The organism is Tessaracoccus antarcticus, from assembly GCF_003688855.1.
In the GTDB taxonomy this organism is placed as follows: domain Bacteria; phylum Actinomycetota; class Actinomycetes; order Propionibacteriales; family Propionibacteriaceae; genus Arachnia; species Arachnia antarctica.
Genome location: NZ_REFW01000001.1, coordinates 400,941 through 415,497, shown reverse-complemented (window position 1 = coordinate 415,497; position 14,557 = coordinate 400,941). Strand labels below are relative to the sequence as shown.

The 14,557-nt window shown below is 67.2% G+C and carries 12 protein-coding genes; 9 read left to right on the top strand and 3 right to left on the bottom strand.

The genetic code is table 11. The features are described from left to right. Positions 1 to 75: 75 nt before the first annotated feature. The 9 genes from EAX62_RS01810 to EAX62_RS01770 all read left to right on the top strand — a co-directional run bounded on the left by EAX62_RS01810 (position 76) and on the right by EAX62_RS01770 (position 11,554). Positions 76 to 2,766, top strand: a complete 2,691-nt coding sequence (locus EAX62_RS01810; protein ID WP_121900943.1) for an MMPL family transporter — start codon at positions 76 to 78, stop codon at positions 2,764 to 2,766. Then, complete coding sequence (locus EAX62_RS01805; protein ID WP_121899964.1) at positions 2,763 to 5,225, top strand: YhgE/Pip domain-containing protein; 2,463 nt, start codon at positions 2,763 to 2,765, stop codon at positions 5,223 to 5,225. The genes EAX62_RS01810 and EAX62_RS01805 overlap by 4 nt, the downstream gene beginning before the upstream one ends. A 124-nt stretch (positions 5,226 to 5,349) precedes the next feature. Then, complete coding sequence (locus tag EAX62_RS01800) at positions 5,350 to 6,045, top strand: hypothetical protein (RefSeq protein WP_147453971.1); 696 nt, start codon at positions 5,350 to 5,352, stop codon at positions 6,043 to 6,045. A gap of 55 nt (positions 6,046 to 6,100) precedes the next feature. After that, positions 6,101 to 6,967: a hypothetical protein gene (locus EAX62_RS01795; RefSeq protein WP_121899962.1), complete on the top strand. Its 867-nt coding sequence runs from the start codon at positions 6,101 to 6,103 to the stop codon at positions 6,965 to 6,967. A gap of 2 nt (positions 6,968 to 6,969) precedes the next feature. Next, the gene (locus tag EAX62_RS01790) at positions 6,970 to 7,557 is read left to right on the top strand and encodes a hypothetical protein (protein ID WP_147453970.1); all 588 of its coding nucleotides are present in this window, start codon (positions 6,970 to 6,972) and stop codon (positions 7,555 to 7,557) included. A 277-nt stretch (positions 7,558 to 7,834) separates the two neighbouring features. Further along, positions 7,835 to 8,728 carry a hypothetical protein gene (locus tag EAX62_RS01785; RefSeq protein WP_121899960.1) on the top strand — a complete coding sequence of 298 codons (894 nt, stop codon included), beginning with the start codon at positions 7,835 to 7,837 and terminating at the stop codon, positions 8,726 to 8,728. 116 nt (positions 8,729 to 8,844) lie between these two features. Then, complete coding sequence (locus tag EAX62_RS01780) at positions 8,845 to 9,351, top strand: hypothetical protein (protein WP_147453969.1); 507 nt, start codon at positions 8,845 to 8,847, stop codon at positions 9,349 to 9,351. Positions 9,352 to 9,467: 116 nt separating this feature from the next. Then, entirely contained in the window at positions 9,468 to 10,148 is a 681-nt protein-coding gene (locus tag EAX62_RS01775; RefSeq protein ID WP_121899958.1) for a hypothetical protein, read from the top strand. Then, complete coding sequence (locus EAX62_RS01770) at positions 10,145 to 11,554, top strand: hypothetical protein (protein ID WP_121899957.1); 1,410 nt, start codon at positions 10,145 to 10,147, stop codon at positions 11,552 to 11,554. Before EAX62_RS01775 ends, EAX62_RS01770 begins: the two co-directional genes overlap by 4 nt. A 32-nt stretch (positions 11,555 to 11,586) precedes the next feature. Here EAX62_RS01770 and EAX62_RS01765 read toward each other — a convergent pair whose 3' ends face one another. The 3 genes from EAX62_RS01765 to EAX62_RS01755 are packed head-to-tail and all read right to left on the bottom strand — an operon-like array spanning position 11,587 to position 14,226. Continuing rightward, the gene (locus EAX62_RS01765; RefSeq protein ID WP_121899956.1) at positions 11,587 to 12,432 is read right to left on the bottom strand and encodes an ABC transporter permease; all 846 of its coding nucleotides are present in this window, start codon (positions 12,430 to 12,432) and stop codon (positions 11,587 to 11,589) included. Next, entirely contained in the window at positions 12,429 to 13,310 is an 882-nt protein-coding gene (locus EAX62_RS01760; protein ID WP_121899955.1) for an ABC transporter permease, read from the bottom strand. The genes EAX62_RS01765 and EAX62_RS01760 overlap by 4 nt, the downstream gene beginning before the upstream one ends. Next, positions 13,303 to 14,226 carry an ABC transporter ATP-binding protein gene (locus EAX62_RS01755; RefSeq protein ID WP_233557763.1) on the bottom strand — a complete coding sequence of 308 codons (924 nt, stop codon included), beginning with the start codon at positions 14,224 to 14,226 and terminating at the stop codon, positions 13,303 to 13,305. Before EAX62_RS01755 ends, EAX62_RS01760 begins: the two co-directional genes overlap by 8 nt. Between the last annotated feature and the right edge of the window lie 331 nt (positions 14,227 to 14,557).

Sequence of the window (14,557 nt, the reverse complement as noted above, 5' to 3'; positions counted from 1 at the left end):
CACGGCGTTTGGGATGCTCGATACACAACTGTATGCTTTTGCATTCACTCCTGTATCGAACTCTTTGAGGTGCTCATGTCCGCACAGTTGTACGCCCTGGGCCGCTGGTGCCACCGCAATAGCTGGAAGGTCATCGGCCTGTGGCTGGCGCTCCTCGCTGTCACAGGTACCACTGGCGCGTTGGTCATGGGCGACTTCAACGACGAGTTCCGGATCCCCGGCTCTTCGTCCCAGGAGGCCCTTGACCGGCTGCGCATGACCTTCCCCGAGGGTGCGGCGCTGAGCGCGACGGCCATCATCATCGCCCCCGAGGGCACCGACATCAACACGCTGCAAACTGCTGTGGAGGCGCACCTCGACGACTTCACGAAGCTTGGCACAGTCGAATCCGTGACGTCGCCGTGGAACAAGCTCGTCAACGGCCTCATCAACGACGCGGACACCGCGGCCATCGCGCAGCTCACCCTGGACGTGGACGGGGCACCCACGACGGAGCAGTTGAAGGACATCACCGACGCGGCAGATCGCCTGCAGGCGGAACTGCCCGCCGGGTCCCAGGTGCACATGGGCGGCGAGGCGTACAACATTGAACTGCCCGCGCTCAGCATCGTCGAGGGCCTCGGGCTCATCGTCGCCCTCGTGGTGTTGTTCATGGTGCTCGGATCGCTGGTGGCGGCAGGGCTGCCGATCCTGACGGCCCTCATCGGTGTCGGCGTCGCCATGGCGTTGATGCTGATCATCACCAGCTTCGCCTCCATCAACTCCACCACCCCGCTGCTGGCCGTCATGCTGGGGCTCGCCGTAGGCATCGACTACGCGCTCTTCATCCTCTCGCGCCACCGCGACCAACTACGCGACGGGATGGAGGCCGAGGAGTCCACCGGCCGCGCCGTCGGCACCGCCGGCTCCGCCGTCATCTTCGCGGGACTGACCGTGTTCATCGCGCTGCTGGGCCTCGGTGTAGCCGGCATTCCCTTCCTGACGGTCATGGGCGTGTTCGCCGCGCTGACGGTCGCGTTCGCCGTGGTCATCGCCATCACACTGCTGCCCGCCCTCATGGGGCTACTCGGCGAGCGGATGCGCCCCAGGGTGCGCAAGCCACGCAAGGTCGTCGAGGGCCAGGAGCCGCGGGCTCCGAAGCAGAAGGGCCGCGCGTTCTCGTGGTGGGTCGGCGTCACCACCAAGCACCCCATCATCACCATCGTCGTGGTGGTGCTCGGCCTCGGCGGACTGAGCGTGCCCACCATGGACCTCCAGCTGTCCCTGCCCAACTCCGGGCAGCACGAGGTGGGCGCGCAGGACCGCACGGCCTACGACCTCGTCGACAAGTACTTCGGTCCCGGCTTCAACGGCCCCCTCATCATCACGGCCGACATCATCGGCTCCACCGACCCGCTGGGGCTCATGAGCTCGCTCAAGGCCGACATCGAGAAGGTCGACGGCGTCGCCTCCGTCCCGCTGGCCACCCCCAATCAGAACGCTGATACCGGGCTCATCCAGATCATCCCCACCACGGGCGCCGACGACCCGGCCACCGCCGACCTTGTGCAGCGACTCCGCGACAAGACGGTCGAATGGGAAGACCGCTACGGCGTCGAGACCGCCGTCACAGGCTTCACGGCCGTGCAGATCGACGTCACCGACAAGCTCGCCGGGGCCCTGCTGCCGTTCGGTTTGCTGGTGGTGGGCCTGTCCCTGATCCTGCTGACGGCGGTGTTCCGGTCCGTGGCCGTGCCCATCAAGGCCACGCTCGGCTACCTCTTCAGCGTCGGCGCCGCCTTCGGCACCACAGCGCTGGTCTTCAACGACGGCTTCATGCGCCAGCTCATCAACCTCGACGAGCCGATGCCGGTCATCAGCTTCCTGCCCATCCTCGTCATGGGCATCCTGTTCGGCCTGGCCATGGACTACGAGGTGTTCCTCGTGAGCCGCATGCGCGAGGAGTACGTGCACGGCAAGAGCGCCATCGACGCCATCCGTGACGGCTTCGTCGCATCCGGCCCCGTGGTGGTGGCCGCCGCCGTCATCATGTTCTCGGTGTTCGCGTTCTTCGTCCCCGAGGGGGCCGGGCCCATCAAGCAGATCGCCTTCGCATTGGCCGTCGGTGTGGCCGTGGACGCGTTCCTGGTGCGCATGACGCTGGTGCCCGCCGTGATGGCACTGCTGGGCGACAAGGCCTGGTGGCTGCCGAAGTGGCTGGACAAGCTTCTCCCGACGTTCGACGTGGAGGGCGAGGTCCTCACCCAGAAGCTCGCCATGGCCAACTGGCCCGGTACCGATGACATCGTCCACGCCGAGGGTCTGGCGGTTGACGGCATCGTCAACCCCATCGACCTGTCTGTCCCCGCCGGCGCCGTCGTCGGGATCGTGGGCCCGCTGGGCCCGCGCACCGGCGCCGCCATGGCGCTCACGGGCCGGTTGGAGACCACGTCAGGCCGTGCCCGCGTGGTGGGGGAGCTCCTGCCGGAGTCCGCGTCCACGGTGCGGCGACGCACCACACACCTGGATCTGGCACTCGTGCGTGACACCGTGCAGGCCCTGCGCTCCATCATCCCGCGCACAGGCGAGGCCATCGTCGTCGACTCCGTCGATGCCGTGGGCTCCGCCGCCGAACGTGACGCCCTGGCGCAACTGGTGTCGCTGGCCCGCACGGAGCGGTCGTTCGCGCTGTTCCTGTGCGCCACCAGCGCCGCCCACCTCGAAGACTTCCACCCCGACGGCGTCATGACGGTCGCCGAAACACACCTGCAGGAGAGTGCCGTATGAGGCCCGAAAGCACACACGCAGGCCACCGCGTCAGCTGGTCCGCACTGATCGCCCTGATCCTGGTGCCGCTGCTGGCGGTGGCGGCACTCATCACCCTCGGCGGCAACGGCCGCGACGAGCGTGTCAGCGCCGCCGTCGTCAACCTCGACGAGGCCGTGGAACTCGACGGGCAGACGGTGCCGTTGGGGCGCCAGCTCGCCGGGGCCATGCTGGAGCGCGAGGGCGACAACATCGGTTGGACACTCGCCGACGCCAAGAGCGCCAAGGATGGCCTGGCCAGCGGTCAGTACGCCGCCGTCGTGACCATCCCGAAGGAGTTCTCGGCAGCCGCCACGTCGTTCAGCGCCAACGACGCCGCCGTGGCACGCCAGGCGACGGTGTCGGTGCAGGTCTCCGACAACTCGCCCGTGACCGACTCCGCGGTGGCGCAGGAGATTGCGCGACTCGCCGCAGACACCATCAACTCGCAACTGACGCAGAGCTACCTCGACAACATCTACGTGGGCTTCAACCAGGTGGCTGACCAGTTCACCACCATCGTCGACGGCGCCCAGCAGCTGTCCGACGGCGCAACGCAACTGGCTGATGGCACAGGCAAGACCTCGGACGGCGCTGCGCAGCTCTCTGACGGGCTCGGCGTGCTCTCCACGAACTCCCAGCCGCTCGTCGACGGCGGCGGCAAGCTTGCCGATGGCACCGACACGCTGGCCCAGGGTGCCTCCGACCTCTCCACCGGGGCCTCCCAGCTCAGCGCAGGCGTGGCCGAGTTCGCCGGGCAGGCTCCCAAGCTTGCCGACGGCGTGGACCAGTTGGCCACCGGCGCCAAGCCGTTGCTCGGCGCCATCCCCGGCTACACGGCCGGCACCAAGCAGGCCATCGGGGGTGTGTCGCAGCTCAAGGGCGGCATCGACAAGGTCATCGCCGGCCTCGCCGTCGACACCGACACGTCCCAGTTCGACCCGCTCGTCAAAGGCTCCCGTGACCTCGCCGTCGGTGCCACCCGGATCGATCAGGGCGCCAAGGGCATCAGCGGTGGCATCAACGCCGTGGACCAGCAGCTCCAGGCATTCGCCTCCGGCAAGGTGGCCCCGCCGGAGCAGGCCAGCTTCCAGTGCCCTGAGGGAGTGGACCCCACCACCTGCGGCATGCTGGAGGCGGCCTACAACGGCGGCTTCCAAGCAGGCACGGGCACTGCGTCGGCGGCGCTCAACACCCCGGACCCGCAGACCACCACCTCCCTGAAGGGCGGCGCCGCGGCGCTGGCCGAGAACACCGGCGGCTTCGCGACAGGCGCGAAGAATCTCGCCGACGGCATCGGGCAGGTCCCCGGACAGATCGAGGCCGGGACCAAGGAGCAGCTCGGAGCGCTGTCCGCAGGTCTGCAGAAGATCTCCGACGGCGCCGACACTCTTGTCACCCAGGCCCAGCCGCTCGTCGACAACGCCGACCAGCTCGGAAATGGCTCCACCCAGCTCCTGGGCGGCATCAACCAGCTCAACACCCAGGTGGCCCAGTTGCCGTCGGGCGTGTCGCAGCTTGCCACTGGCTCCTCACAGCTCGCGGCCGGCGCCAGCCAGCTCAGCGACGGCGCCGCAACACTGGCAGGTGGGGTCGAGGACTACACCAGTGGCGTCGCCCAGTACACCGCCGGCGTGGACTCCGCAGCCAAGGGCATGCGGCAGCTCTCCGACGGCATCGTCCAGCTGGACGACGGGGCCGACAAACTCGCGGAGGGCACCAGCACCTTTGCCACAGAACTGGCAAAGGGTGCCAAGCAGGTACCCACGTACTCGCCGGAGGCGCGGGAGAAGCTGTCCACCGTGGTCAGCAGCCCCGTGCAGCAGTCCGACTCCCTCATCGACGGCGGCCGCGCCGCCCTGGTGGCGCTCGTCCTGGTGTCGATCCTGTGGCTGGCGGCACTCGCCTCGTTCGTCGTGGCGCGATCCATCCCCTCCGACGTGTTGACTTCCAACGCGTCCAACGCGGGACTGTGGGGCCGTACCGTCGGCGCCCCCGTCCTCATCACCGCAGTGCTCGGCCTGGTGTTCGGTCTCATCGGCGGGCTGGTGCTGGAGCTCCCGGTGGGTCGCCTGCTCGGGCTGATGGGTCTGCTCGCCGGGCTCGGTGTGGTGTTCACCCTCGTCAACCACGCCCTGACGGCCTGGCTGGGAACGGTTGGACGGGGCATCTCCGTGCTGCTGCTGGCGCTGAGTGTGGCGTTGGGCCTGACGTCGGCGACGCCCGCCATCTTCGGAGCGATCGCCTCGTTCTCCCCTGTGCAGAACGGTCTCCTGCTGGTGCGTACCTGGATTGCTGACGGCACCGGCATCGCCGGACTCATCGGTGGCCTCCTGTTGTTCACCGTGGTGGGGCTCATCGCGTCGGTGGCCTCCGTGGCCCGACGCCGGAAGCTGACGCCGGCACAGTTCCGCAGCCGGGTGGCCATGCGCCAGGGCTGAGCCGCAGGCCGCCGCGCGACGTCGCGGCGGCCGGTGTGCCCACGGGGCAGAAGTCGGGTTTGAGCCCGCGTCTTGCAATACTTGGGGCGTGGTTTCTTATTCCGGGTCTGAGGAGGTGTGGGGCTTGCGGTCAGCAGACGATGACGGCGACGACGAAGTGCTTGCACCGGACTCCGTTCTTGACTCCGATCTGGAGGTGGAGGACGAGTTCGACGAGGATCTCGTCGACGATGGATTCGGGGATCCTGATCGCATTGTCCGGCTGTGGTTCGAGGGCGACGACCTGACGCGCGTTCGCATCTCCTCCTCCTGGCGCAGCAAGCTGGCGGGCCGCAGCCTGGACGAGTGTTTCGCGGCTGCCATCATGATGGCGAACATGCGGGTGGCGGAGGTGAAGCCGCGACCGACGCCCAGGTTCGATGGCGTGGACTTCGCCCAGCTCCCGCCTGTCAGTGCCCGTTCCGTGGCCGCCTTTCAGGTGCTGTTCGACGGCATGCACGCGCGCTGGGATGAGGCGTTGGAGCGTCGCGCCCAACGTCCGGCTGCCGAGTCGGGTGCCCGGACGGGGCGCTCCAAGGGCGTCGTCGTGGAACTCAGCGCGACCGGACGACTTTCGCGGGTATCGCTCGATCAGCAATGGCTGGCAGGAGTTGAGGCGCCCGTCATCCGCTCGCACGTCATGCGGGCGTGGCGTCAGGCGCGGGCAGGCCTGGTGCCGGTGGGCGACGACCAGGCGGAACTCATCGGGCTCGAGACCGAGCACCAGTTGTTGGTCACGGCGTTCGAGGCCATGCTCAACCCGGGGCGGGGCGTGTCGTGACGTTGTCGTGCACGGGGATTCACAGGGTCACAACGGATTTCATGGGAGGCAGGGCATGACCAGCGCTGAAGGCTACGAGTACTCGACGATGCGGGCGAAGGTCACGGCCCTGCGGGGTTCCCTCGACAACGCGATCGCCCAGGATGTCGCGGAGGGCGAGCAGTTCCTCACGGATGTGAAGCTGCTCTTCAAGCACGGCCTGGGCTACGGCGAGGCGGTGCAGAGCTTCCACAACAGGGGCAACGCCCTGGTGGCTCGCGCCAAGGCAGCGATGGAGGCCATCGAAGCTGAGTGCGACGGCCCGTTGCAGAGCAACGCACTGGTGCCCAAGCAACTCGAGGAGGACGCCAGGAAGTGGAGGGCGGATGCGCGCAAGGTTGCGCAGAAGGAACTCGACTGCGCCAAGCAGCGCGACGTACCGGGGTGGACCGGGGATTCAAAGGTGAATTACGACGCAGCCGTTCTGGTGCAGGAGTCAGCCCTGAAGGAACTCAAGGGTGTGATGGTGAGCACGGCGCAGAGCTGCACGGCGGGAGCCCTGCTCAACAGGGCCATCTTCTGCGCCATCGGGGAGGCTGCGATCGCGGCCCATGGAGCGGTGCAGTGGAATGCAGCGGCATCGGGCGACTCGTACTATCTGCGCACGGCCAGCGCCGTCCCCGTGCTGGAAGCTCTCCTGCAACAGGTCCGCCGTGCCATGAACGGGGAAGTGGCCGACGGATCTGCCACCGCGCTGGCCCACGAGGTGCGCAAGACCGAGACCATGCCCAACCTTCTCGTCAAGGGCTCGTGGCCCACCGGCACGTCAGCGGCGGGGACCTCTCCGGCCGACACGGAGGGGGGCGTCACCAGCGGAGGAGACGACGCCAACCTGGACGTGGAGGCACGCATCAACGCGTGCCTGGCAGGCGCCAACCTGTGAGCATGAACCCGGGTGGAGGGTCCTGTCAGCACCGCTGGGGAACCACCAGGGCGATGGCCGCCGTCGCCGGCGTCCTCATCCTCCTGGTGGGGTGCACGACGCCCGATCCACCGGCACCGTCGCAGGAGGTGACGTCGCCTGCCATCACCTCCACCCCCGCCAGTCCACCCGCTGGCAGTGCGACGCCCTCCGACGTGGAGGAGATGGACTGGGGGCCGTTCCCACCGAAAAATCTTGACGCGCCCAAGGATCTTTCGGATCCCCAGTTCCCGCAGACGGTGTTGACGTTCGAGCTCGACTCCGAGAGCGGGGATGCCGCGTCACGGGATGTTTTCTACGCTGACCGTGCTGCGGGTGTCTCGATGCTTGCCTCGATAACCCTCGGTCGTGAGAGCTATCGGGGGGCAGTGGAATTGTTGGCCGACCCCGCATACCAGGGCCAGGCAGTCTGTGGGCATCCCACGGCAACGCCAGACCAGATCGAGTGCGTGATGGTGGGCGCTGAGCACGTGCTGACCGTGGGGACCGCGGCGGAGTCATCGCTCCAGGATGTGGCAGCCTTCGCCGAAGCGATCTACGCCGTTCTCTGATCACCATCCATCCAGCCGAAAGACTGAGTCTCCCTGTACTGGGCTCCTTGGCTCGCAACAATCCCGGGTGCACGAGACTGGCGGTGCAAGGCCATCCCCCCGCGAAGCCATGGTGAACCTCGCTGAGGCTGCGCTGTCCTGACCGGAGTGTTCCTGGCGTCGACGGTGGCCCCCGCTCTTGGCATAATCAACCCCAGCGGACGAACATGACCAGCCGAGCTGATGCGCACGTCATCGATGTGGTCAGGAACGTCCAGATCACCGAGAGGATTCACGGATGAGCGAACCCACCACGGACCCGAGCGTCCTGCTCACCTACGACCACGCCAGGATGCGTGGCAAGGTGACGGAACTGGAAGGTGCGGTGAAGGCTGCCATCGACGCTGACCAGGCCGAGGCAGACAGCTTTTTCACCGACCTCTCAAGATTTTTCAAGCATGGATTTGGCTACCAAGCCGCTGCCGATGACTTTCAGAACAAGGCGAACGCGCTGATGGACCAGGCCAAGGCTGCGATGAGCTCCATCTGCTCCAAGGCCGACGGCAAGCTTTCCGAGAATGCTGGTGTGCCCGATGCGCTGGAGGCGGACTCACTCAAGTGGAGTGCCTCGGCAGCGACCGTCGCGGGCAGGAAGGCCACGTGTTCCAGCCTTGCCAGCGTGCCGGGGTGGGTGGGTGAGGATCAGGAACGCTATGCACTGGCCGTCGGTGTGCAGGCGGAAGCTCTGGAGGAGCTGAGGGGCATCCTGTCCAGCACGGCGCAGAGCTGCACGGCCGGTGCCACCCTGAACAGGGCGATTTTCTGCGCCGTCGGCAACGGGGCCATCCAGGCGACGGGTCGCATCACTGGCAATCAGGGGTACGGATCATCGGACGGCGTCTATTACGTGCGCACAGCCAACGCCATCCCCGTCCTCGAGGCGTTCGACGATCTTGTGAAACGAGCAATTTCAGGCGACGTGGCGTCTGGATCGGCTGGCGTCCTCTCGAAGGAGCAGCAGCACACGATGGTGATGCCCAACCTCCTGGTGGAAGGCGGGTGGCCCACTGGAACCTCCGCGACGGGGGTTGTGGCTGCGGCCACGGGCAATGGTGTGCTGAGCGATGGCGAAGACGCACAAACCACATTGGATGCCTTCCTCAGGATGTGCATGGCGGGCGCAAACTTGTGAGGCGCCCGTCGAATCGTCAGTCCTTTCAGGACCTCACCTCGTCATCCCGGCGTCTCCGGGACACTTCGCGGGCCCTGGGTGCCATGCTGGCGGCCTTCACTCTGGCGTCGTGCACGATGACGGGGAACGGTGTCCTCCCGTCGCCTTCGCCGCCGGAGACCCCCATCAGTTCGCCGGTCGACCCGCCCAGCCCGTCCGCGGGCGAACCGACTGACGACGTTTTCGTTCCGGAGGACTTCGACTGGGGTGAGTTTCCTCCGAAGAGTTTCGAGAATCTGAAAGATCTTGCCGATCCGGTGTTCCCGGAGACCGTGCTGACCTACACGCTCGAGTCCTCGAGTCCGTCCTCGTCGTTGAGCATCGGTTCCTATGTTGATCCCGCAGCTGTGGCGACGATGCAGGCGTCGGTGTACTCGAGCCCGTTCATCTACAAGACGATCGTGGAGGGGCTTGTGGGCCCGGAGTACCACGGCAGGCCGGTGTGTGGTCGTCCTGAGAGTTCTCCGGAGCAGGTCACTTGCGTGATGATCGGACAGCTGGGTGTTTTGTCCGTCGTGACTCCGGCGCCGCTGCCGATCGAGGACGTCGCAACGTTCACCGAGGCAATCTACGATCTCCTCTGAGGTTGTGGTGTGCGTCGGCCGGATGCTTCCTGGAATCAACGATGGCCCCCGCCCTTGCCATACTGGGCTGTGTGCAAGGAAATACTTTCGGGAACAGGATTGGGGGGTGGAGCACCTTGGCGGACGCAGACGACGATGACCTGTTGGCGCCCGACCCGGCGCTGGCCTCTGATTCTGAACCGGAAGACATTGATGCAGCCGTGGACGACGGCGGTGTCAGCGACAGCCAGGCGATCGTCCGCGTGTGGGTGGAGGACGGACGCCTCACCAAGGTTCGCGTCTCGCCCCTGTGGCACACGAAGCTGGGGCGGCGTGCGCTGGACGACTGCTTCACCCAGGCTCTGACGCTGGCCAACGTCCGCGTCGCCGAGGTCAAGGCTCATGAACCCCGAACCTTCGACAACGTGGATTTCAGTCAGATGCCACGATTCGGCCCGCATGCTTTCGCCGCGTTCCAGGCGGCATTCGACGATGTGGAGCAGCGGTGGGGCGACGCGCTGGAGCGCGACGCGCAGCGATCGCCCACATCCCGGCCCGTGATATCCGGCAGGCACAAGGGCGTCACGGTGTCCCTCAACGGCATCGGGGCAGCACAGCGGGTGACATTCGATCCGACGTGGCTGGACACCGCCCAGGCCGGCGCGATCTGCACGCACGTGATGCGCGCCGCGGAGAACGCCTACGCACGCTTCATCCCCGTGGAGGATGATCGCCGCGAACTGGACGACATTGAGACAGAACACGAATTCCTGCTGACCGCATTCCAAGAAATGCTGAACCCCAAGGAGCGATCATGACGAACCCCAACGACCACTGGGCGGAGATCGAACGCCGGGCCGCGCTGAGTGGCGGTCAAGGGCTGACGTCGGACTCCGACGACCTGCTCAATGACGACGAGCTCGGCGAAGCCGCCATCAACCCCAACAGCAAGGGCGGGAAGGGGTCCGGCGGATCCGGGTCCGGCATGATGCCGCCCATGATGATGGGTGGTGGCAAGGGAGGCGCCGCCGGGGTCCCCGCCGGAGGCGCCGTTGCCGGTGATCCCTCCGCCTTGGGCCAGGCCCAGGCGATGGGCGCGGCGGGCATGGCCCGCGGTGCTGCGCCAGCTGCGGTGGGTTCGGCTGGCGGGCTCGGCGCCGGGGGCATGCCTGCTGGTGGCATGGGTGCTGGTGGGATGGGCGCCGGTGGCATGGGTGCCGGCGGCGCGACCGGTGGCCTCGCAGGTGGCGTCGGTGGCGGGATGCCCAGTGGAATGGGCGTGGGTGGCATGGGTGCGGGCGTGAGTGCCGCCGGTGCAGGCCCCGGCGACGTGAACGGCGACGGCATTGCCGACCGGTACGTCGACGGCGGTATTGACGTCAACGGCGACGGCATCGCCGACATGCCGTACGGCTCGACGGGGCCGGGATCCGGCCACGGGGGCGGTTACGGCTCACCGGGCGGGATCGGTGGTGGCCCCGGCGGATCGGGTTCTGACGGCTCCTACGGTGGGGGCGGTCCCGGATACGACGACCTCCCCCCCGTCGGCAACTCAGGACCCGGGACGGGCGGGCCGGTCAGAACACCCGACTGGGACTTCGGCAACAGCGCTCCAGGCCAGCCAGGCCTCACCCCACCCGGCGTTGGAGGACCGTACGGCCCCGGCGGTACTGGCGGCCCCGGCAGCACGGGTCCGGGAGGCACTGGCTCCGGCTGGGACAACGGTTCAGGCAACTCACCCACGGGTCCCGGCGCTGTTGGCGTGATGCCGAACGGTGAAATCCGGGACCCCTCGTTCTCCGGCGGTTCGGGCCCCGGAGGCAGTGGCGGCGTTTCAGGCGGCCCCGGTGGCGGCGGGATCAGTGGCGGCAGCGGCAGTGCCGGCGGAGGAGTTGGCGGCGGAGGAGTCGGCGGGGGCGGTGTCGGCGGTGGAGGCAGCGACGTACGCGGCTCCGACCCGGCGGCGATGCGCACCGCGGCCACCAAATGGAGCCAATTGTCCGCGGACATGCAGACGCTGGCAGCCGACGCCCAGCGCAAGAGCGATTTCGGTCTCGTGAAGAAGGTGGAACCCTCTCACAATGAGCTGTCGGGGGCTGCGTCGACGTGGTCGTCGGGTGCCAGCACGGAGTTCGACCTGCTGCGTGGAAAGTTGGGAAGCGCAGCTGGTGCATTCGAGGACACGGAAAGCGCGGCCGTCCAGGAGGCGAACCAGATCAACTGATCCGGTGGTGGGGCTGTTCCTGCGCTGTCACATCAGCGCAGGAACAATGCCTTCAAACGCACTGAGGCGGCCCACGTCCCCACGGCCGCCAGCACCACGAAGTACAGCGCGTGCCCGGCTGTCCACCAGTCCACCCAGCCACCGTTGAGTGCGCGGAGCAACTCGACGCCGTGCCACAGGGGCAGCGCCATGATGAACCACTGGATGGCATGGGGGTAGACACTCAGCGGGTAGAAGGTGGCCGAGAACAGGAACATGGGCATCAGCACCAGCGACAGCCAGTCCATCTGCTGGAACGTCCGCAGGAAACTGGTGGCTGCCATGCCGATGGCGGCGAACCCGAACGCGATCAGCAGGCAGGCGGGCACCATCAGCAGCGCCCACCACGACGAGATCAGCCCCAGCACCGCCATGACGGCGACGAAGCCGGTGGCGTAGACCCCGCCCCTGACCAGCGCGACAGCGATCTCGCCCAGCGCCACATCCATGGGGCCGATGGTGGTGTTGAGCATGCCTCCGTAGATCTTGCTGATCTTCAGCTTGAAGAACACGTTCCAGGTGGAGTCATACACCGCACCGTTCATGGCCGACGTCGCCAGCAACGCCGGGGCGATGTAGACGGGGTACTCCACCAGGCGGCCGGCGTCGTCGGTGATGGTACCGATGAGGGCACCCAGCCCCAGGCCCATGGCAAGAAGGAACAGCACGGGCTCCACGAAGCCGGACACCATCACCCACAGGTTGCCCGTCCACTGTGAGCGCATGCCCCTGTCGAACACGGCGCGGGCGTTGCCGCTGTACAGGCTGGAGCGGAACGGGCGACGGACGAGGCCCTGCGCATCCGGCAGGGTCGCGTCCTGCGTGGCTGAGGAGGTCATCCGACGAGCCTCCTGCGGTAGTGGCGACGCGCCAGGAACCATCCGACCAGGCAGAGGGCCACCATGTAGCCCACGTGCACCACCACCATGCCGGCCGGGACCGGCGTCCCGATGGTCACTGCCCTGCCCAGCACCACGGCGTGCCACAGGGGCGAGACCCAGCCGATGGGCTGCAGGTAGATCGGCAGCGTCTCCAGCGGGAAATAGGTGCCGGCGAACAACATCATGGGCATGATCACGAACCGCCCCAGCAGCGCGAACTGGCCCTTGTCCTGGGTGATGGTGGAGGACCACGCCATGATGGGCAGACCCACCGACGACGCGCACAGCACGCCGATGGGGATCAGCAGGAGCCCCGTCACCACATGGGGAATGGCTCCGAACACGGCGAGCACCACCCAGTAGATGATGCAGGTCACGAGGTAGCGCAACGTCACCCCCAGCACGTGGCCCCCCGCGATCTGTTCCGGCGTGATGGGTGTCACCTGCGGGGCGTAGTAGGTTTCCCGCCACTTGAACCCCCCCATGATGGTGAAGGTGTTCTCCTCGGTCGCGGCCTGCATGGCCGTCGACAACAGAAGCGCCGGTGCCACGAAGTGCAGGTACGGCACGCCCAGTCCGCCGCCGGAGGCCCTGTCCACCACCACGCCGAGTCCGACGCCCATCGCCATGAGGTACAGCAGCGGAGACAGGAGGCCGACGCCCAGGATGCTGCCCACGTAGGCCTTCGCCTGCACGAGCCACGTCTCCAGGGTGAACAGTGAGCCCCGGCGAGCCACCGCGGCGGCCATTTCGTCGTGGGTCATGGGGGCGCGCAGCGACGTCACCCTGGCGGCCGCGTCGGCGTCCAGGGCGGTGGAAAGAATGCGCTCAGTCAACAAGGCTCCGTCCGGTCAGCCGGAGGAAGACGTCCTCCAGGGAGCAGCGGCGCACCAGCGACGACGTGGGCTCGAGACCGCGGGCGACGACGGCCGCCAGTGCCGCCTCACCGTCGGTGGCGTAGACGAGCAGCCGGTCGGGAAGCACTTCGATGCGTTCACCCACCCCGTCGAGCGACGAGGCCAGTGCTGCGTTGCGGTGCGAGCCGAAGCGCAGCTCCACCACCTCGCGCCCGGCGTGCTCGCGCACCAGGGTCGAGGGCGTGCCCTCCGCGACGATCTTCCCGTGGTCCACCACCACGAGGCGGTCGCAGAGCTGTTCGGCCTCGTCCATGTGGTGGGTGGTGAGCACCAGGGTGATGCCCTGCTCCTTCAGCCGGAACAGGCGGTCCCACAGGACGTGGCGGGCCTGGGGATCGAGTCCTGTGGTGGGTTCGTCCAGCAGCAGGATCCGCGGGTCCGACACCAGCGATCGGGCGATGGTGAGACGACGCTTCATGCCGCCGGACAGGTCATCCACCTTGGACTTGCGCTTGTCGGTCAGCTCGGCGAACTCCAGCAGCAGTTCGGCCTTCTGCTTGAGGAACCAGCGGGGGAGCCCGAAGTAGCGTCCGTAGGTGATGAGGTTGTCGATGACGCTCAGGTCGGTGTCCAGGTTGTCCTGCTGCGGCACCACGCCGAGGTGGGCCCGGATGCGTGGCCCCTCATGGCTCGGGTCCATGCCGAGAATGGTGAGCTCGCCACCGCTGCGGTGGGACACGCCACCGATCATGCGCATGGTGGTGGACTTGCCCGCCCCGTTGGGGCCCAGAAGACCGAACGACTCGCCGGGCGCCACGTCGAAGTCGATGCCGCGCACGGCTTCGAAGTCGCCGTAGGTCTTGCGCAAACCTCTGGCCTGGATCACGGGAGTCACAAACGGCGAGGATACCCGTCGGGAGTTCCACGCACCATGTCCGGGCGTCCGCCACTTCGCTGGCAAGGGCAGAAGCCGAAAATAGCTTCGGCGGGGGTAATTTCCGCCACGAATGTTCGCATCAAGGTGCAACCCCTTGGGGTGAGCCGTGCACGAAAGTGCAGAGTGCTTGCGAGGATGTGCAGTCACCGCCATGCTGTCAGTCATCGGGGGGTGCAGGCGCTTGCAACGATGGCGCCCACCGGACAAGTGGGGCCGGGAAGAACCCGGCACCTCAAGCGTCCACGGGGACGCGCTAGCTGACATTGTCGTCAGGAAACGGAGTCGCAAA